Origin of the sequence: Streptomyces lincolnensis (assembly GCF_021173675.1) — a bacterium.
GTDB lineage: Bacteria > Actinomycetota > Actinomycetes > Streptomycetales > Streptomycetaceae > Streptomyces > Streptomyces lincolnensis_B.
This window is the reverse complement of record NZ_JAIHON010000002.1, coordinates 410,455-426,987: the sequence shown is the minus strand read 5'-3', so window position 1 is coordinate 426,987 and position 16,533 is coordinate 410,455. Positions and strand designations below refer to the sequence as shown.

The 16,533-nt window shown below is 72.1% G+C and carries 20 protein-coding genes; 5 read left to right on the top strand and 15 right to left on the bottom strand.

What is annotated here, in order from left to right:
- Positions 1–8 precede the first annotated feature (8 nt).
- From K4B79_RS05470 to hisI, 5 genes are all read right to left on the bottom strand, one after another.
- Positions 9–449 (bottom strand): DUF2752 domain-containing protein, encoded by a 441-nt coding sequence (locus tag K4B79_RS05470; RefSeq protein WP_232025099.1) that lies wholly within the window; start codon positions 447–449, stop codon positions 9–11.
- An 86-nt stretch (positions 450–535) separates the two neighbouring features.
- The gene (locus K4B79_RS05465; protein ID WP_232025098.1) at positions 536–787 is read right to left on the bottom strand and encodes an HGxxPAAW family protein; all 252 of its coding nucleotides are present in this window, start codon (positions 785–787) and stop codon (positions 536–538) included.
- A 93-nt stretch (positions 788–880) separates the two neighbouring features.
- Complete coding sequence (locus K4B79_RS05460) at positions 881–1,522, bottom strand: TIGR02234 family membrane protein (protein ID WP_232025097.1); 642 nt, start codon at positions 1,520–1,522, stop codon at positions 881–883.
- Positions 1,523–1,593: 71 nt separating this feature from the next.
- Positions 1,594–3,072, bottom strand: coding sequence for an anthranilate synthase component I (locus tag K4B79_RS05455; protein WP_232025096.1), 1,479 nt, complete (start codon positions 3,070–3,072; stop codon positions 1,594–1,596).
- Between the two features lie 11 nt (positions 3,073–3,083).
- Positions 3,084–3,476: a phosphoribosyl-AMP cyclohydrolase gene (hisI, locus tag K4B79_RS05450; protein WP_232025095.1), complete on the bottom strand. Its 393-nt coding sequence runs from the start codon at positions 3,474–3,476 to the stop codon at positions 3,084–3,086.
- An 84-nt stretch (positions 3,477–3,560) separates the two neighbouring features.
- Between hisI and K4B79_RS05445 the strand changes: the two genes are divergently transcribed.
- Positions 3,561–4,196 (top strand): TIGR03085 family metal-binding protein, encoded by a 636-nt coding sequence (locus K4B79_RS05445; protein ID WP_232025094.1) that lies wholly within the window; start codon positions 3,561–3,563, stop codon positions 4,194–4,196.
- 32 nt (positions 4,197–4,228) lie between these two features.
- Here K4B79_RS05445 and K4B79_RS05440 read toward each other — a convergent pair whose 3' ends face one another.
- The 10 genes from K4B79_RS05440 to hisD form a co-directional block, all read right to left on the bottom strand.
- Entirely contained in the window at positions 4,229–5,473 is a 1,245-nt protein-coding gene (locus tag K4B79_RS05440; RefSeq protein ID WP_232025093.1) for an MFS transporter, read from the bottom strand.
- A 55-nt stretch (positions 5,474–5,528) separates the two neighbouring features.
- On the bottom strand, positions 5,529–6,119 hold the full coding sequence (locus tag K4B79_RS05435; protein WP_232025092.1) for a winged helix-turn-helix domain-containing protein: 591 nt from the start codon (positions 6,117–6,119) through the stop codon (positions 5,529–5,531).
- A gap of 135 nt (positions 6,120–6,254) precedes the next feature.
- Positions 6,255–7,010 carry an imidazole glycerol phosphate synthase subunit HisF gene (gene hisF / locus K4B79_RS05430; RefSeq protein WP_232025091.1) on the bottom strand — a complete coding sequence of 252 codons (756 nt, stop codon included), beginning with the start codon at positions 7,008–7,010 and terminating at the stop codon, positions 6,255–6,257.
- Positions 7,007–7,405, bottom strand: coding sequence for a RidA family protein (locus K4B79_RS05425; protein WP_232025090.1), 399 nt, complete (start codon positions 7,403–7,405; stop codon positions 7,007–7,009). Before K4B79_RS05425 ends, hisF begins: the two co-directional genes overlap by 4 nt.
- On the bottom strand, positions 7,402–8,127 hold the full coding sequence (gene priA / locus K4B79_RS05420; protein ID WP_232025089.1) for a bifunctional 1-(5-phosphoribosyl)-5-((5-phosphoribosylamino)methylideneamino)imidazole-4-carboxamide isomerase/phosphoribosylanthranilate isomerase PriA: 726 nt from the start codon (positions 8,125–8,127) through the stop codon (positions 7,402–7,404). Before priA ends, K4B79_RS05425 begins: the two co-directional genes overlap by 4 nt.
- Positions 8,124–8,771 (bottom strand): imidazole glycerol phosphate synthase subunit HisH, encoded by a 648-nt coding sequence (hisH, locus tag K4B79_RS05415; protein WP_232025088.1) that lies wholly within the window; start codon positions 8,769–8,771, stop codon positions 8,124–8,126. Before hisH ends, priA begins: the two co-directional genes overlap by 4 nt.
- Complete coding sequence (locus tag K4B79_RS05410) at positions 8,762–8,929, bottom strand: hypothetical protein (protein WP_170068267.1); 168 nt, start codon at positions 8,927–8,929, stop codon at positions 8,762–8,764. Before K4B79_RS05410 ends, hisH begins: the two co-directional genes overlap by 10 nt.
- Entirely contained in the window at positions 8,926–9,519 is a 594-nt protein-coding gene (gene hisB, locus K4B79_RS05405) for an imidazoleglycerol-phosphate dehydratase HisB (protein WP_020137489.1), read from the bottom strand. Before hisB ends, K4B79_RS05410 begins: the two co-directional genes overlap by 4 nt.
- Positions 9,516–10,652 (bottom strand): histidinol-phosphate transaminase, encoded by a 1,137-nt coding sequence (locus K4B79_RS05400; protein WP_374208424.1) that lies wholly within the window; start codon positions 10,650–10,652, stop codon positions 9,516–9,518. Before K4B79_RS05400 ends, hisB begins: the two co-directional genes overlap by 4 nt.
- The gene (gene hisD, locus K4B79_RS05395; RefSeq protein WP_232025086.1) at positions 10,628–11,953 is read right to left on the bottom strand and encodes a histidinol dehydrogenase; all 1,326 of its coding nucleotides are present in this window, start codon (positions 11,951–11,953) and stop codon (positions 10,628–10,630) included. The genes K4B79_RS05400 and hisD overlap by 25 nt, the downstream gene beginning before the upstream one ends.
- A 170-nt stretch (positions 11,954–12,123) precedes the next feature.
- On the opposite strand from hisD, the gene K4B79_RS05390 reads away from it, so the two are divergent.
- The 4 genes from K4B79_RS05390 to ybaK all read left to right on the top strand — a co-directional run bounded on the left by K4B79_RS05390 (position 12,124) and on the right by ybaK (position 16,197).
- Positions 12,124–13,701, top strand: coding sequence for an oxidoreductase (locus tag K4B79_RS05390; RefSeq protein WP_232025085.1), 1,578 nt, complete (start codon positions 12,124–12,126; stop codon positions 13,699–13,701).
- Positions 13,702–13,883: 182 nt separating this feature from the next.
- A complete protein-coding gene (locus tag K4B79_RS05385) occupies positions 13,884–14,924 on the top strand; it encodes a hypothetical protein (RefSeq protein WP_232025084.1) in 1,041 nt (346 codons plus the stop codon).
- Positions 14,925–14,935: 11 nt separating this feature from the next.
- A complete protein-coding gene (locus K4B79_RS05380) occupies positions 14,936–15,676 on the top strand; it encodes an LON peptidase substrate-binding domain-containing protein (protein ID WP_232025083.1) in 741 nt (246 codons plus the stop codon).
- A gap of 14 nt (positions 15,677–15,690) precedes the next feature.
- Positions 15,691–16,197: a Cys-tRNA(Pro) deacylase gene (ybaK, locus tag K4B79_RS05375; protein ID WP_232025082.1), complete on the top strand. Its 507-nt coding sequence runs from the start codon at positions 15,691–15,693 to the stop codon at positions 16,195–16,197.
- The last annotated feature ends 336 nt before the right edge of the window (positions 16,198–16,533 follow it).

Sequence of the window (16,533 nt, the reverse complement as noted above, 5' to 3'; positions counted from 1 at the left end):
CGAGTTGATCAAGGATGTAGCCAGCCACCGAACGGCAGGTTCCGGACAACCGTGAAGACCAGCAGCAACGCGCCCAGCGACCACAGCAGCGCGGGCGGGGGATCGATCCGCAGCCGTCGTCCGCGCGCCGCGTGGACCACCCAGACGGTCCACAGCACGGCGAAGGCCAGATAGCCCAGTACGGCCGGCGCGTTGGCCTGGAGAGCGGTGAGGAGGTCCCCGTGGACGAAGGCGTGCGCGCTGCGCAGTCCGCCGCAGCCGGGGCAGTAGATACCCGTGTAGCGCAGCAGCGGGCAGACGGGGTAGTGGCCGGCCTCGTTGGGGTCCACCGTCCCCACGTACGCGAAGGCCCCGGCCACCGCGGCCAGCACCCCCACGGGTACGGCCAGCCGTCCCGCGAGGGAGGTGTTCGGTGCCACGCTCGGGCTGTCGGCGTCCACGTCTGGCATTGTGCCGCGCCGCGGCCCCGAACGCGCGTGAGGGGCGGTTCCCGGCACGGTGGCCGGTCCGCCCCTCCACGAGGTTCGTCCGCGGTTCAGCTCTCGGCGCTCGCCGGCTCGCGCTGCTCCGCGGTGCGGTGCACGGGGTGGGTCTTCTTCGGCTGCCCCATGCCCATCGCGCTCATGATCCAGCCGACGACGCCACCGAGGATCACGATCGCCATGCCGCCCCAGAAGCCCAACGGGTTGGCCAGCACCATGAAGGCGCCCGCGACGCAGAAACCGATGATTGCGATGGTGACACCGGTCCAGGCGGCCGGGGTGTGACCGTGGCTGCTGCCCGCCATGACTTGCTCCTCGTTGCTGTATGCGTGTCTGAGCGGAACGCTCGACGTCCATTGTTCCGCACGCGAGGGTGCGTCGTACCCGGGGGTCGCCTCTTACGCGCCCGTCGGATCCTCCCCGCGGTCCAGCGCCTTCCAGATGTCCTCGGGCCGGTCGGGATCCACCACCACCGGCTTGCGCCGCACCCGGGGCGCCCCGTCCCGCTCGTACCGCCCGGACATCGCGGGCCAGGAGCGGCCGTACCGCAGGGCGAGCAACCCGGCGAGCAGGATCAGCGCGCCGCCGGCCACCGCCACGTACGGCCACGCCGTGTGGCTCAGCGCGTGCACGGTGGCGGAGGTGTCACCGGACGCGCGCGCCGCCTGCTCGTCGAGCGCCGCGCTGTCGGACGCGCCGAGGAGGGCGGCGGCCACGATCCCCGCGCCGGAGAGCGTGAGGAGCGCGGCGACCAGGACGCGCCCGGCCCTGCGGACGGCGAAGACGGCGACGAGCGCGGCGAGGCCCACTATCGCCAGGGCGGCGGGGACGCCGGTGACGTCGCTGCCCTTGGCGGTCAGGGGGAAGGCGCCGCCGGCCACGGTCGCGGTGCCCTCCGACCACTGCTGGCGGGTCGCCAGCAACGCCACGGCGGCGCCGAGCGCACCGGACAGGAGGGCTACGGCGAGACTCCGGCGGCCGGCCCTTGCGGGTCCTGCGGCTTCGGAACGGGGGTGAGGAACAGCAGTCACGTACTCCACTATCACCCGAACCCCGGCCGAACCGTCACCCGGGGTTCACGTGAGAAGCGCCCCACTTCCCCGGAAGCGTCCTAGTTTCCGAGCCGGTTGGCCGTGTGCACCGCCCGCAGGACCGCCGCCGCCTTGTTGCGGCATTCGGTGTCCTCGGCGACCGGGTCGGAGTCGGCGACGATGCCGGCCCCCGCCTGGACGTAGGCGGTGCCGCCGCGCAGGAGGGCCGTGCGGATGGCGATGGCGGTGTCGGAGTCGCCCGCGAAGTCGAGGTAGCCGACACAGCCGCCGTACAACCCGCGCCGGGACGGCTCCAGTTCGTCGATGATCTGCATCGCGCGCGGCTTGGGGGCGCCGGAGAGCGTGCCCGCGGGGAAGCAGGCCGTCAGGACGTCGAAGGCGGTGCGGCCCGCGGCGACCTTGCCGGTGACCGTCGAGACGATGTGCATGACGTGGGAGTACCGCTCGACGGACATGAAGTCGACGACCTCGACCGAGCCGGGTTCGCAGACCCGCCCCAGGTCGTTGCGGCCGAGGTCGACGAGCATGAGGTGCTCGGCGCGCTCCTTGGGGTCGGCGAGGAGTTCGTCGGCGAGGGCCTGGTCCTCCTGCGGGGTGGCCCCGCGCCACCGGGTGCCGGCGATGGGGTGCACCATGGCCCGCCCGTCCTCGACCTTCACCAGGGCCTCGGGGGACGAGCCGACGACGTCGAAGCCGTCGAAGCGGAACAGGTACATGTACGGCGAGGGGTTGGTGGCCCGCAGCACCCGGTAGACGTCCAGCGCGCTCGCGGTGCACGGCGTCTCGAAGCGCTGCGAGGGGACGACCTGGAAGGCCTCGCCCGCGCGGATGCGCTCCTTGATGTCCTCGACGGCCGCCTGGAAGTCCGGGCCGCCCCACAGGGCCGTGTACTCGGGGAGCTCGGAGGGCGGCAGGACGGCCGGGGGCTGGGCGACCGCGCGCGAGAGGTCGGCCTCCATGGCGTCCAGGCGGGCCACCGCGTCGGTGTAGGCCTCGTCGACGCCGGTGTCGAGGTCGTTGTGGTTGATCGCGTTGGCGATCAGCAGGACCGAGCCCTCCCAGTGGTCCATGACGGCGAGGTCGCTGGTCAGGAGCATGGTCAGCTCGGGCAGGGCGAGGTCGTCCCGCTCGCCGGGGCCGATCTTCTCCAGGCGGCGCACGATGTCGTAGCCCAGATAGCCGACCATGCCGCCGGTGAAGGGCGGCAGGCCCTCCTGGTGGGGCGTGTGCAGGGCCTCGATGGTGGCGCGCAGGGCGGCGAGCGGGTCGCCGTCCGTGGGGACGCCGACGGGCGGGGTGCCGAGCCAGTGGGCCTGGCCGTCGCGTGCGGTCAGCGTCGCCGCGGACCGCACGCCCACGAAGGAGTACCGGGACCACGAGCGGCCGTTCTCCGCGGACTCCAGCAGGAAGGTGCCGGGTCGCTCGGCGGCGAGCTTGCGGTAGAGCGCGACGGGGGTGTCACCGTCGGCGAGGAGCTTGCGCGTGACCGGGATGACGCGCCGGTCGGTGGCGAGCTTGCGGAAGGTCTCGAGGTCCATGGCGGCAGACCTTACTGATCCGGGGTCGCGACACCGGAATCGGCGTCCTTGAGCAGCACGTCCGCGTCGAAGCAGGTGCGCGCGCCGGTGTGGCAGGCGGCGCCGACCTGGTCGACCTTGACCAGCACGGTGTCCGCGTCGCAGTCGAGGGCGACGGACTTGACCCACTGGAAGTGGCCGGAGGTGTCGCCCTTGACCCAGTACTCCTGGCGGCTGCGCGACCAGTACGTGCAGCGGCCGGTGGTGAGGGTGCGGTGCAGCGCCTCGTCGTCCATCCAGCCGAGCATGAGCACCTCACCGGTGTCGTACTGCTGGGCGATGGCCGGGACGAGCCCGTCGGCGCTGCGCTTGAGGCGCGCCGCGATGTCCGGGGCGAGGTTGCTGGGCGGGGGCGTGCTGGTCATGGGTGCCATTGTGCCGCGTGCCACTGACAGACCTGGCGCGCCGTCCGCTGTGCGGACGGCCCCGGCGGTCGTAGGCTGGCTGCCATGTCGACTTTCGCCAAGCGTGAACGACTTCTCCTCGCCGACCTGTTGGAGGCCGAGGGCCCCGAGGCCCCGACCCTGTGCGAGGGCTGGCAGACCCGTGACCTCGCCGCGCACGTGGTGGTGCGTGAGCGTCGCCCCGACGCCGCCGGCGGTCTGCTCCTCAAGCAGCTCGCCTCCCGCCTGGACAAGGTGATGGAGGAGTTCGCGGCCAAGCCGTACGAGGAACTGATCCAGCTGATCAGGACCGGACCGCCGCGGTTCTCGCCGTTCAATCTCAAGCAGCTCGACGAGCTGTCGAACACGGTCGAGTTCTACGTCCACACCGAGGACGTCCGCCGGGCCCGGCCCGACTGGGCGCCCCGCGAGCTCGACCCGGTCTTCCAGGACGCCCTGTGGTCCCGCCTGGAACGCAGCGCCCGCCTGATGGGCCGCGGCGCCCCCACCGGCCTGGTGCTGCGCCGCCCGGACGGCCAGACGGCGGTCGCCCACCGCGGCGCCCCGGTCGTCACGGTCACCGGCGAGCCCTCGGAGCTGCTGCTGTTCCTGTACGGCCGGCAGAACGCGGCCGAGGTCGAACTGGACGGCGACAAGGACGCGATCGCCCGCCTGCACGACACCAAGCAGCTGGGGATCTGAGCGGCGAGGAGCCGAGGCGAGGGGGCGAGCGGTCAGCCGGGGAGTTCGGCGCGGCGGAGCGAGCGGGTGCACAGGGCCAGGAGCGAGCCCGTCGCGCACAGGGCGGCGCAGGACGCGAAGACGGGCCCGGTGCCCCAGCGGTCGGCCGCCGCGCCGACCAGCGGGAAGGTGAGCGGGGCGACACCGAAGCCGACCAGGGTGGAGACCGCGGTGACGCGGCCGGCGTAGGCGGGGCCCGCCTGTGCCTGCACCAGGGCCGCGCTGAGCGCACCGCCCAGTCCGGCCAGCAGGCCGACGAGGAGGGCCACACCGGCCGCGCCGGGCACCGACGCGACCTGGGCGAGGGCGGCGATGGCCGCACAGGCCCCGAGTTCCGCCACCGCCATGACGAGCCCGGCGCGGGGTATCCGGCCGCGCCAGGTGAGCAGCAGGGACGCGGCCCCGGCGCCGATGCCGAATCCGGCGATCACCCAGCCCATGCCGGCCGAACCCCAGCCGCGCTCCTCGGCGAGCAGGATCAGCCCCAGGTTCATCGGCCCGACGAAGCCGAGGTCGACCAGGGCCATGGCGAGCACGAGCGGGCGGAGCACCCGGTCCCGGGCGATGTGCCGCAGCCCGTCCTTCAGGTCGTCCAGGACCGCGCCCCGGGCCTTGGCGTCGTCCGGCGGCAGCGGCCCGACCCGTACCGCCCACAGCAGCGGCAGCGACACCCCGATCAGCAGGGCGGCGAGCCCGAACGCTCCGGCGGTGCCGCCGACCGCCACGCCGAGACCGCCGAGCGGTCCGCCGAGGACGTTGGCGAGCCGGACGGCGAAGCCCCGCATGCCCTGCACCCGCGCCAGCTGGCTCCGGCCGGTGATCCGGGTGGGCAGGGCGCCGGCGGCCGGCAGGAACACCGCGTCCACGATCCCGAACAGGACCGCCACCGCGCCGAGCGCCCAGAGTCCGGGGCTGGTGGCCAGGAGCAGCCCGGCCGCGGCGACGACGAGCAGGCAGCGTGCGGCACTGCTGCCGAGGACGACCCGGCGCGGCCCGTAGCGGTCGGCGACCACTCCCCCGCCGAGCATCAGCAGTGCCCGCGGTACGGCGCTGACCGCGGTCACCAGCCCGGCCTGGGTCGGGGTCCCCGCCTGCACGGCCGCCCAGGACAGGGCGATGTAGTAGACGTTGTCGCCGATCGCGGACGCGCCGTAGGCGCCGAGCCAGCGCAGGACGTTGGGGTCGCGGTGGGCCGGTCTGTCGTCCAGGGCGGCCGGGCGCGCGAGCGTGGTGGTCACGAGGGGGCGGTCCTCTCGGAGGCGGAGGGGAAGACTCGGCGACGGAACGGGAGGCTCAGGGGCGGAACGGGAAGCCGTACGTGTGCACCGCGACGTTCTCGCGGCCCTCGCTGTCGCCCGCGGTGTCGGCGGCGCGGCCGAGTTCCTCGTACCGGCGGCAGACGGCGTACAACTCCTTGGACAGCTCGCTCAGTTCGTCCGAGGTGAGCCGCATCAGCCACTCGGAGGAGTCGGAGGCCGTGTTCCAGGCGGCGCTCCAGTGGGCGCGCTCGTCCAGGAAGCGGCGGTACATGTCGGCGCGCTGCTCGAAGAAGAGGCGGCTGGCGGCGGTGTGGGCGGCGGCCTTCTCGGGCGCGTCGCGGAAGTCCTCGTCATGGATGGACACGCCGTGGGAGGCGGGCTGCCACCAGCGCTCGCGGGCGTCCGCGCTCTGCGGCTCGGCCTCCTCGATCAGCTCGTGCTCGGCGAGCTTGCGCAGGTGGTAGCTGACCAGGGAGACGGCCTCGTCGACCTGGTCGGCCAGCTGCGAGGCGGTCGCCGTGCGGGCGAGGGTCAGGGCCCGGTACAGCTTCATCCGCAGCGGGTGCGCGAGCGCCTTGAGCGTGCCCACGTCCTTGATCCGGCGGTCTCTCTCCTTCTCGGCCATGCCTCCACGGTAGATACGAAGAAAAAGTTGCGCAATATATTTTGCGCAACTTCTCTTTCGTATCTGCCCATGCGTGCGCATCCGCCCATGAGAAAGCCCCGGCCGCCTCCAGGGCGACCGGGGCTCGGTCCGACGTCAGCGCACGGTGTGCCCCGCCTCGCGCAGCGCGTTCTTCACCTCGCCGATCCGCAGGTCTCCGAAGTGGAAGACGGAGGCGGCCAGGACCGCGTCCGCGCCCGCCACGATCGCCGGCGGGAAGTCGGCCAGCCTGCCCGCGCCGCCGGAGGCGATCACGGGGACGGTGACGTGCTTGCGGACGGCGGCGATCATCTCCAGGTCGTAGCCGTCCTTCGTGCCGTCCGCGTCCATCGAGTTGAGCAGGATCTCCCCCGCGCCCAGCTCGGCGGCCCGGTGCGCCCACTCGACGGCGTCGATGCCGGTGCCCTTGCGGCCGCCGTGGGTGGTGACCTCGAAGGAGCCCGACTCGGTCCGGCGGGCGTCCACCGACAGGACCAGCACCTGCCGGCCGAAGCGCTCGGCGATCTCGCGGATCAGGTCGGGACGGGCGATGGCGGCGGTGTTGACGCCGACCTTGTCCGCGCCCGCCCGCAGCAGCCTGTCCACGTCCTCGGCGGTGCGGACACCGCCGCCGACCGTGAGGGGGATGAACACCTGCTCGGCGGTCCGGCGCACCACGTCGTAGGTCGTCTCGCGGTTGCCCGACGAGGCGGTGATGTCCAGGAACGTCAGCTCGTCGGCGCCCTCGGCGTCGTAGACCTTGGCCATCTCGACGGGATCGCCCGCGTCGCGCAGGTTCTGGAAGTTGACGCCCTTGACGACCCGGCCGTTGTCCACGTCCAGGCAGGGGATGACTCGTACGGCCAGGGTCATACGGCTGCTTCTCCTCGGAACGCCTCCACCTCGACCTCGACGACCAGACTCGGGTCCACGAAGCCGGAGACGATGATCATCGATGCGGCGGGCCGGACGGCGTCGAACAGCTCCTTGTGGGCGCGTCCGACCTCCTCCACGTCCCGCGCGTGGGTGAGGTACATGCGGGTGCGCACGACGTCCTCGCGGCCCAGACCCAGCTCCTCCAGCGCCGCGAACGCGACACCGAAGGCATTGACCGTCTGCTCGTAGGGGTCGCCGCCGGCGATCTGGCCGTCCACGATCGACGTACAGCCGGAGACGAGCACCAGGCCGTTGGGGAGCTCCACCGCGCGGGAGTAGCCGAAGGTCTCCTCCCAGGGCGCGCCGGTCGTGACGCGTCGCAGATCGCTCACTTCGCCACCGCCTCCAGGGCCTCTTCCAGGGTGAACGCCTTCGCGTACAGGGCCTTCCCGACGATGGAGCCCTCGACACCGAGGGGGACCAGCTCGGCGATGGCCCGCAGGTCGTCCAGCGAGGACACGCCGCCGGAGGCCACGACCGGACGGTCCGTCGCCGCGCAGACCGTGCGCAGCAGCTCCAGGTTGGGGCCCTGGAGCGTGCCGTCCTTGGCGATGTCCGTCACCACGTACCGCGCGCAGCCCTCGGAGTTGAGCCGCTCCAGCGTCTCGAAGAGGTCGCCGCCGTCCCGGGTCCAGCCGCGGCCCTTCAGGGTCGTACCGCGTACGTCGAGACCGACCGCGATCTTGTCGCCGTGCTCGGCGATGACCTTGGCGACCCACTCCGGGGTCTCCAGGGCGGCCGTGCCGAGGTTCACCCGGGTGCAGCCGGTGGCGAGCGCGGCGGCCAGGGAGGCGTCGTCCCGGATGCCGCCGGACAGCTCCACCTTGATGTCCATCGCCTCGGTGACCTCACGGACCAGGGCCCGGTTGTCGCCGGTGCCGAACGCGGCGTCCAGGTCGACCAGGTGCAGCCACTCGGCGCCGGCCCGCTGCCAGGTGAGGGCGGCCTCCAGGGGGGAGCCGTAGGAGGTCTCGGTCCCGGACTCGCCGTGCACGAGACGGACGGCCTGGCCGTCGCGGACGTCGACGGCGGGGAGGAGTTCGAGCTTGCTCACAGTGTTCCGATCCAGTTGGTGAGGAGCTGGGCGCCGGCGTCGCCGGACTTCTCGGGGTGGAACTGCGTGGCCCACAGCGCGCCGTTCTCCACGGCGGCCACGAAGGGCTTGCCGTGGGTCGACCAGGTGACCTTGGGGGCCCGCATCGCCTCGTTGCGCGTCTCCAGGGTCCAGTCGTGGACGGCGTAGGAGTGCACGAAGTAGAAGCGGGCGTCGGCGTCCAGGCCGGCGAACAGCTCGGAGCCGGCCGGCGCCTCGACGGTGTTCCAGCCCATGTGGGGCACGATGTCGGCCTGGAGCGGCTCGACGGCGCCGGGCCACTCGTCCAGGCCCTCGCTCTCCACGCCGTGCTCGATACCGCGCGCGAAGAGGATCTGCATGCCGACGCAGATGCCCATCACCGGGCGGCCGCCGGCCAGCCGGCGGTCGACGATCCAGTCGCCGCGCGCCGCGCGCAGGCCGTTCATGCAGGCGGCGAAGGCACCGACGCCCGGCACCAGCAGGCCGTCGGCGTTCATGGCCGTGTCGAAGTCGCGCGTTATCTCGACGTCGGCTCCCGCGCGCGCGAGAGCGCGTTCGGCGGACCTCACATTGCCGAAGCCGTAGTCGAAGACGACGACCTTTTTGGACGTACTCAACTCCACAACACCTCCAGCCTCAGGATGCCCGCGGCGAGGCACAGCGCCGAGCCGATCGAGAGCAGCACGACCAGGCTCTTCGGCATCTTCTGCTTGACGAAGGAGTACACGCCCCCGGCCAGGAAAAGGCCGACGACGATCAGCAGGGTCGACAGGCTGTTCACAGCGCGCCCTTCGTGGAGGGGAGGATGCCGGCCGCGCGCGGGTCGCGTTCGGAGGCGTACCGCAGGGCCCGGGCCAGCGCCTTGAACTGGCACTCCACGATGTGGTGCGCGTTGCGCCCGTAGGGCACGTGCACGTGCAGCGCGATCTGCGCCTGGGCCACGAAGGACTCCAGGATGTGCCGGGTCATCGTGGTGTCGTACTCGCCGATCATCGGCGCCATCTTCTCGGGCTCGGTGTGCACGAGGTAGGGGCGGCCCGACAGGTCGACGGTGACCTGGGCGAGGGACTCGTCCAGGGGGACCGTGCAGTTGCCGAAGCGGTAGATGCCCACCTTGTCGCCGAGCGCCTGCTTGAAGGCGGCGCCGAGGGCGAGGGCGGTGTCCTCGATGGTGTGGTGCGAGTCGATGTGCAGGTCGCCCTCGGTCTTGACCGTCAGGTCGAACAGACCGTGCCGGCCGAGCTGGTCGAGCATGTGGTCGTAGAAACCGACCCCTGTCGACACATCGACCTTGCCGGATCCGTCGAGATCGATCTCGACGAGTACGGAGGTCTCCTTCGTGACTCGTTCCACGCGTCCCACGCGGCTCATGTGCTCTGCTCCTTGTTGAGTTCACGTACCGCGTCGAGGAACGCGTCGTTCTCTTCGGGGGTTCCGGCGGAGACCCGCAGCCACCCCGGAATGCCGTTGTCCCGGACCAGGACGCCCCGGTCGAGGATCTTCTGCCAGGCCGCGTGCGAGCCGCCCGCGCCGTCGAATCGCCCGAACTGCACGAAGTTCGCGTCGGACTCGACGACGTCGTAGCCGATCGCCCGCAGCTCGCCCACCAGCCGGTCCCGCTCGGACTTCAGCTGCTCGACGTACTTCAGCAGCGTCTCGGTGTGTTCCAGGGCGGCCAGCGCGGTCGCCTGGGTGACGGCCGACAGGTGGTAGGGCAGCCGTACGAGCTGCACGGCGTCCACGACGGCCGGGTGCGCGGCGAGGTAGCCCAGGCGCAGGCCGGCCGCCCCGAACGCCTTGGACATCGTCCGTGAGACGACGAGGTTCGGGCGTCCCTCGATGAGGGGCAGCAGCGAGTCGCCGTGGCTGAACTCGATGTACGCCTCGTCCACGACCACCATCGACGGCTTGGCCGCCTGCGCGGCCTCGTACAGCGCGAGGACCGTCCCGGGCGGGACCGCGTTGCCCGTGGGGTTGTTGGGGGTCGTGACGAAGACGACGTCCGGCCGGTGCTCGGCGATCGCCTGCTCGGCGGCGGCCAGGTCGATCGTGAAGTCCTCGTTGCGAGGACCGGAGATCCATCCGGTGCCTGTCCCGCGCGCGATGAGGCCGTGCATCGAGTACGACGGCTCGAATCCGATCGCCGTCCGGCCCGGTCCGCCGAAGGTCTGGAGCAGCTGCTGGATGACCTCGTTGGAGCCGTTGGCGGCCCAGACGTTGGCGAGGCCCACCTGGCGGCCCGCGGTGTCGGTGAGGTACTTGGCGAGCTGCGTGCGCAGTTCGACGGCGTCCCGGTCGGGGTAGCGGTTGAGGTTGCGGGCCGCCTCGCGCACCCGCTCGGCGATCCGCTCGACCAGCGCCTCGGGCAGCGGGTAGGGGTTCTCGTTGGTGTTCAGCCGTACGGGGACGTCCAACTGGGGCGCGCCGTAGGGGGACTTGCCGCGCAGCTCGTCCCGTACGGGGAGATCGTCGATGCCTGTCACTTGCTCTCGGGAACCTTCCATCCGAACCGCGCCTTGATTGCCGCCCCGTGGGCCGGCAGGTCCTCCGCCTCCGCCAGCGTCACCACGTGATGCGCGACGTCCGCCAGCGCGTCCTTCGTGTAGTCGACGATGTGGATGCCGCGCAGGAAGGACTGGACGGACAGGCCCGAGGAGTGGCAGGCGCAGCCGCCGGTGGGCAGGACGTGGTTGGACCCGGCGGCGTAGTCGCCGAGGGAGACCGGCGCCCAGGGGCCGATGAAGATCGCGCCCGCGTTGCGGACCCGGTCGGCCACCGCGGCGGCGTCGGCCGTCTGGATCTCCAGGTGCTCGGCGCCGTACGCGTCGACGACCCTGAGGCCCTCCTCGACGCCGTCGACGAGCACGATCGCGGACTGGCGGCCCGCGAGGGCGGGGCGGATCCGGTCCTCGATGTGCTTGGTGGCCGCGACCTGCGGCTCCAGTTCCTTCTCCACCGCGTCGGCCAGCGCGACCGAGTCGGTGACGAGCACGGCGGCGGCCAGCGGGTCGTGCTCGGCCTGGCTGATCAGGTCGGCGGCGACGTGCACCGGGTCGGCGGTGTCGTCGGCGAGGACGGCGATCTCGGTCGGGCCCGCCTCGGCGTCGATGCCGATCTTTCCGGTGAAGTAGCGCTTGGCGGCGGCGACCCAGATGTTGCCGGGGCCGGTGACCATGTTGGCGGGCGGGCAGGACTCGGTGCCGTGGGCGAACATCGCGACGGCGGTCGCGCCACCGGCGGCGTACACCTCGTGGACGCCGAGCAGCGCGCACGCGGCGAGGATCGTCGGGTGCGGCAGGCCGCCGAACTCGGCCTGGGCGGGCGAGGCGAGCGCGATGGACGCGACGCCGGCCTCCTGGGCCGGGACGACGTTCATGATCACCGAGGACGGGTAGACGGACCGGCCGCCGGGCGCGTACAGCCCGACCCGGTCGACCGGCACCCACTTCTCGGTGACGGAGCCGCCGGGCACGACCTGGGTCGTGTGGGTGGTGCGGCGCTGCTCGCGGTGGACGAGGCGGGCGCGGCGGATGGACTCCTCCAGGGCCGCGCGCACGGCCGGGTCGAGCTCTTCGAGGGCGCGGGTCAGTGCCTCGGCGGGCACCCGCACCTGGTCGAGCCTGACCCCGTCGAACTTCTCCGCGAAGTCGATCAGCGCCGCGTCGCCCCGATGATGCACGGCCTCGCAGATCGGACGCACCTTCTCCAGGGCGGCCGCAACGTCGAAGTCGGCTCGGGGCAGCAGGTCGCGCAGGGCGGGTCCCTCGGGAAGGGCGTCGCCGCGCAGATCGATTCGGGAGATCACGTGGTCAATTCTCTCAGACGCCGCTCAGGGCCTGTTCGCGCATTCCATTGGCTGATACGGATACCGGCGGGAACTCGGAAGATCGCCTTCACGTTTGGTGTTCGAGTGGTTACTCAGCGGGCATGAACAGGTGTACGAACCCGTGAGTAGATGAGGGGGATGAAAGAGACGTGACCGAAGGGGCCGGCATCCGGGGCGGAGACCTGCCGGACGATCTGACCGCCACCGAGGCCGGCATGTGGCAGGCCTTCCGCAACGGCAGCGTGTACGACCTGAGCAGCGGCGACGCACTCGTCGACGATCCGCACGGCGGGCACCCCTGGGGGCCCGAGCGGACCGTGCGGGCCCGCATCGTGTGCTGGCTCCTCCTGGACGGACCGCCCGCGCTCGCGGGCCGGGTGTCGTCCCTGAAGCTCACCGGGGTGCGGATCAGCGGCTCCCTGGACCTCGCGGGCGGCACCGTCGTGCCGTACGTCGAGATGCGCGGCTGCCGGTTCGAACAGGACGTCCTGCTGCCGGAGGCCCGGTTCACCACCCTGCGACTGGTGGACTGCGCGGTACCGCGCCTGGAGGCCGCCCGGATCCACACCGAGGGCGATCTGCACCTGCCGCGCTGCCGGTTCCACAACGGCGTGCGGCTGACCGACGCGCAGATAGGCACCGACCTGCTGCTCAACCAGGCGATCGTCTACCGCGACCGCACCGGCCGCTCGGTCGCCGCGGACGGCATGACCATCGGCCAGGACCTCCAGGCCGAGATGCTGGAGTCGCACGGCGAACTGCGGCTGCGCGCCGCGACGATCGGTGTCTCGCTGAGCCTGCGCGGCGCCCGGCTGGCCAACCCGTACACACGGTTCGCGCTGAACGCCCCCCAGCTGACCGTGGGGCGCTCGCTGTACCTGACGCCGGCGGGCGTCGGCAACATCCTGCTGAGCGGGACGACACCCGCGCGCGGGACGCGCATCCAGCGCTTCGAGTGCCGGGGCGGGGTGCGTCTGGACGACGGACGGTTCGGGGACGCGGTCGACCTGGAGCGGGCCCGGTTCACCCTCACCGACGAGCAGGAGCTGTCGCTGCGCCGGGTGCAGACGCCCGAGCTGCGCTTCCTCGGGGAGCGGCCGGCGCGCGGCGCGGTCGTGCTGTCCGGCGCGAAGGTGGTCAACCTGATGGACCGGGCGGACGCCTGGCCGGGCCCGGGCCGGCTGCACATGGGCGGCTTCGGCTACGAGAACCTGGTGCCGCGCGGCCCGTTCCCGCTCCAGGAGCGGCTGGAGTGGGTCGCCGCCGCGACCGCCGAGTACAACCCGGAACCGTACGAGCGGCTGGCCGCCGTACTGCGGGCGGGCGGCGAGGACGAGGACGCGCGCGAGGTACTGCTCGCCAAGCAGCGCCGGCGCCGCGAGAGCCTGCCGATCGCCGCCAAGCTGTGGGGGTACGTCCAGGACTGGACGGTCGCCTACGGATACCGGCCGGGCCGGGCGGCCGTATGGATGGCCGTGCTGTGGGCGGCGAGTTCGGTGGCCTTCACGCACGCCGGTCACCCCCCGCTCAAGAGGGGCGAGCACCCGCCGTGGAATCCGGCCCTCTTCTCCCTGGATCTGCTGCTCCCGGTCATCGATCTGGGGCAGGTCGGGTTCTGGCGGCTGAGCGGCGGGTGGCAGTGGCTGGCCACGGTGATGATCCTGCTGGGCTGGGTCCTCGCGACGACGGTGGCGGCGGGGGCGACGCGCCTGCTGCGGCGAAATTAGCAAACCCACCCATGTGCGCCGACTTGGTGAACCGAATGGCAGGAACCGGTGAAACCGCTGATGGGACCATGGGCACACCAGTTGTTGAACAGTAACCATTTTACTGTTCCTTGACTTTGGGCCATACAACTTTCCGCGAGTTCAGCGTTCCGGCTGGCGCGGCCGTGACCAGGGGACTTTCAATGGTCGACACCATGGCTCTGCTGCCCCCGTTTATCCGGGCGACCCGGATGCACCGGAACGACCCGTACCCCGCCGCCGGACCGCCCGCCGACGAGGTACTCCTCGACGCGCCCGACGACCGGCTCGGCCCCGCGCTGGTCGCGGCCGGCCGGGGCGAGTACGAGCCCGCGTCCGCCCTGCTGGCGGGCACCCGCGCCGACACCGACTGGGAGAACCGCGATCGCTACGCGCGTCGCCTCGCCTCCTTCGCCGGCTCCCGCCCCGAGTGGTTCGACGACTGGCGTACGGCCGCCCCGCACGACCCGGACGCCCTGCTGCTCGGCGCCCAGCTCGCCGTGGACCGCGCCTGGCGCTCACCGGCCCGGGCGGAGATGCTGCGCGAGGTGAGCCCCCTGATCACGGCGGCGGCCCGCGCCGAGGACCGGGACCCGGTGCCGTGGCGGATCGCGCTGGACCACGCCCGCGGCGCGCAGGCCGGCCACAAGTACTTCGAGGAGCTGTGGGAAGCGGCGATCCGCCGCGCCCCGCACCACTACGGCTGCCATGTGGCCGCGCTGAAGTACCTCGCCTCCGCCTGGCACGGCGCCCACCCGGCATGCTTCGACTTCGCCGAGCGGGCCGCGCAGGACGCCCCGGCCGGCTCGCTCGTCCAGGCGCTGCCCGCCCGGGCCGCGCTGTCCTATCTGACCGACGGCTGCGGTCCCGTGGTGCCGCGCGAGCGGCTGGACGCGGCGGCCGACCGGGCGATCACGTTCTCCGCCCGTCTCCCGGCCGCCGACCCGTGGCCGGCCGAGATCCGCAACAAGCTGCTGTACGTCCTGGTACGCCTGGAGCGCTGGGCGGACGCCGACGAACAGCTGTGCCTGATCGGCCCGTACGCCACCTCGTTCCCCTGGGAGCTGTTCTCGGACGACCCGCTCGGCCGGTTCCTGGAGGTCCGCGACGCGGTCCACCAGGGCACGGGCTCGGATCTGCCGCGGGAGCCCTCCCTGCATCCACGGAGTGAGCACGCCGGACGCGCGCGCTCCGACGACCATTAGGCTCTTGCGTCGTGACCACCGTGCGGCTCCCGCTCTTCCCCCTGAACTCAGTACTGTTCCCGGGGCTCGTGCTTCCTCTGAACGTCTTCGAGGAGCGCTACCGCGCCATGATGCGCGAGTTGCAGAAGACCCCCGAGGAGGAACCGCGCCGGTTCGCCGTCGTGACGATCCGCGACGGCCACGAGGTGGCGCCGAGCGGACCCGGCCTGCCGGACCAGACGGCCGTCCCCGAGCGCGGCCCCGCGGCCGGTTTCGGCGACGACCCGCTCAAAGCGTTCCACTCCGTCGGCTGTGTGGCGGACGCGGCGACGATCCGGGAACGGGCCGACGGCACCTTCGAGGTGCTGGCCACCGGGACCAGCCGCGTCCGCCTGCTGTCGGTCGACGCGTCGGGCCCCTTCCTGACCGCGGAGCTGGAGGAACTTCCGGAAGACCCGGGCGAGGAGGCCGGCGCCCTCGCGGAAGGCGTCCTGCGCTCCTTCCGCCAGTACCAGAAGCGCCTGGCGGGCGCTCGCGAGCGCTCCCTGTCGACCGGCGCGGATCTGCCGGACGAGCCCTCGGTCGTCTCCTACCTGGTGGCCGCCGCGATGATGCTCGACACCCCGACGAAGCAGCGCCTGCTCCAGGCCCCGGACACCGCGTCCCGTCTGCGCGACGAGCTGAAACTCCTTCGCGCCGAGACCGCGATCATCCGTAATCTGCCGTCGTTGCCGGCGTCGGAACTGACGCGCGGCCCGACGAGTCTGAACTGAGCCCGGGAACAGTCATGGCGAAGAAGCAGAAGCAGAAGCAACAGCAGGCGGGCGGCACCCCGGCCACGGTCGCCCTCACCGCCACCGGCACGCCGTACACCCTCCACTCCTACGACCACGACCCCGCCCACCCCTCCTACGGCGAGGAGGCCGCCGAGGCCATGGGCGTCTCCCCGGAGCGGGTCTTCAAGACCCTGGTGGCGGACGTCGACGGCGCCCTGACGGTCGCCGTGGTCCCGGTCGCGGGCTCCCTCGACCTCAAGGCCCTCGCCGCGGCGGTCGGCGGCAAACGCGCCACCATGGCCGACCCCGCCCTCGCCGAACGCACCACCGGCTACGTCCGCGGCGGCATCTCCCCCCTCGGCCAGCGCAAGAAGCTCCCCACCGTCCTCGACGCCTCGGCCTCCACCCACCCCACCATCTGCGTCTCCGCCGGCCGCCGCGGCCTCGAAGTCGAACTCTCCCCCACCGACCTCACCCACCTCACCGACGCCGTCCTCGCCCCCATCGGACGTGCCTGACCCCTCGACGGCCCCCCGTTCCTCGGCTAAGTACCAAAGACATGTCGAAGCGAACCCGAAAACGCAAGTGGCGCACCAAAAAAGGCCGCTCCAACCACGGCAGCCGCCCAGCCTGACCCACCAGTTTTCAACCCGTCCGGCGCTTGAGGACGAGCTACTGCCGCCCCCATCCCCACCCGCCCGCGTCTTCAGCCCATCAGGCGTTCGAGGCCGCGGGCTTTACCATCCCAGTCCCCCACCCACCCGCACTGCCAGCCCGTCCGGCGTTTGAGGCCGCGAGCCTGGCCGTCCCGTTCCCCCACCCACCCGCACTGCCAGCCCGTCCCGCACTATCAG

Excerpts from the sequence above, each read along its gene's own strand:
- K4B79_RS05470 (WP_232025099.1), bottom strand. The coding sequence starts at position 449 with ATGCCAGACGTGGACGCCGACAGCCCGAGCGTGGCACCGAACACCTCC.
- K4B79_RS05465 (WP_232025098.1), bottom strand. The coding sequence starts at position 787 with ATGGCGGGCAGCAGCCACGGTCACACCCCGGCCGCCTGGACCGGTGTC.
- K4B79_RS05455 (WP_232025096.1), bottom strand. The coding sequence starts at position 3,072 with ATGGACCTCGAGACCTTCCGCAAGCTCGCCACCGACCGGCGCGTCATC.
- hisI (WP_232025095.1), bottom strand. The coding sequence starts at position 3,476 with ATGACCAGCACGCCCCCGCCCAGCAACCTCGCCCCGGACATCGCGGCG.
- K4B79_RS05445 (WP_232025094.1), top strand. The coding sequence starts at position 3,561 with ATGTCGACTTTCGCCAAGCGTGAACGACTTCTCCTCGCCGACCTGTTG.
- K4B79_RS05435 (WP_232025092.1), bottom strand. The coding sequence starts at position 6,119 with ATGGCCGAGAAGGAGAGAGACCGCCGGATCAAGGACGTGGGCACGCTC.
- hisF (WP_232025091.1), bottom strand. The coding sequence starts at position 7,010 with ATGACCCTGGCCGTACGAGTCATCCCCTGCCTGGACGTGGACAACGGC.
- hisB (WP_020137489.1), bottom strand. The coding sequence starts at position 9,519 with ATGAGCCGCGTGGGACGCGTGGAACGAGTCACGAAGGAGACCTCCGTA.
- K4B79_RS05400 (WP_374208424.1), bottom strand. The coding sequence starts at position 10,652 with ATGGAAGGTTCCCGAGAGCAAGTGACAGGCATCGACGATCTCCCCGTA.
- K4B79_RS05385 (WP_232025084.1), top strand. The coding sequence starts at position 13,884 with ATGGTCGACACCATGGCTCTGCTGCCCCCGTTTATCCGGGCGACCCGG.
- ybaK (WP_232025082.1), top strand. The coding sequence starts at position 15,691 with ATGGCGAAGAAGCAGAAGCAGAAGCAACAGCAGGCGGGCGGCACCCCG.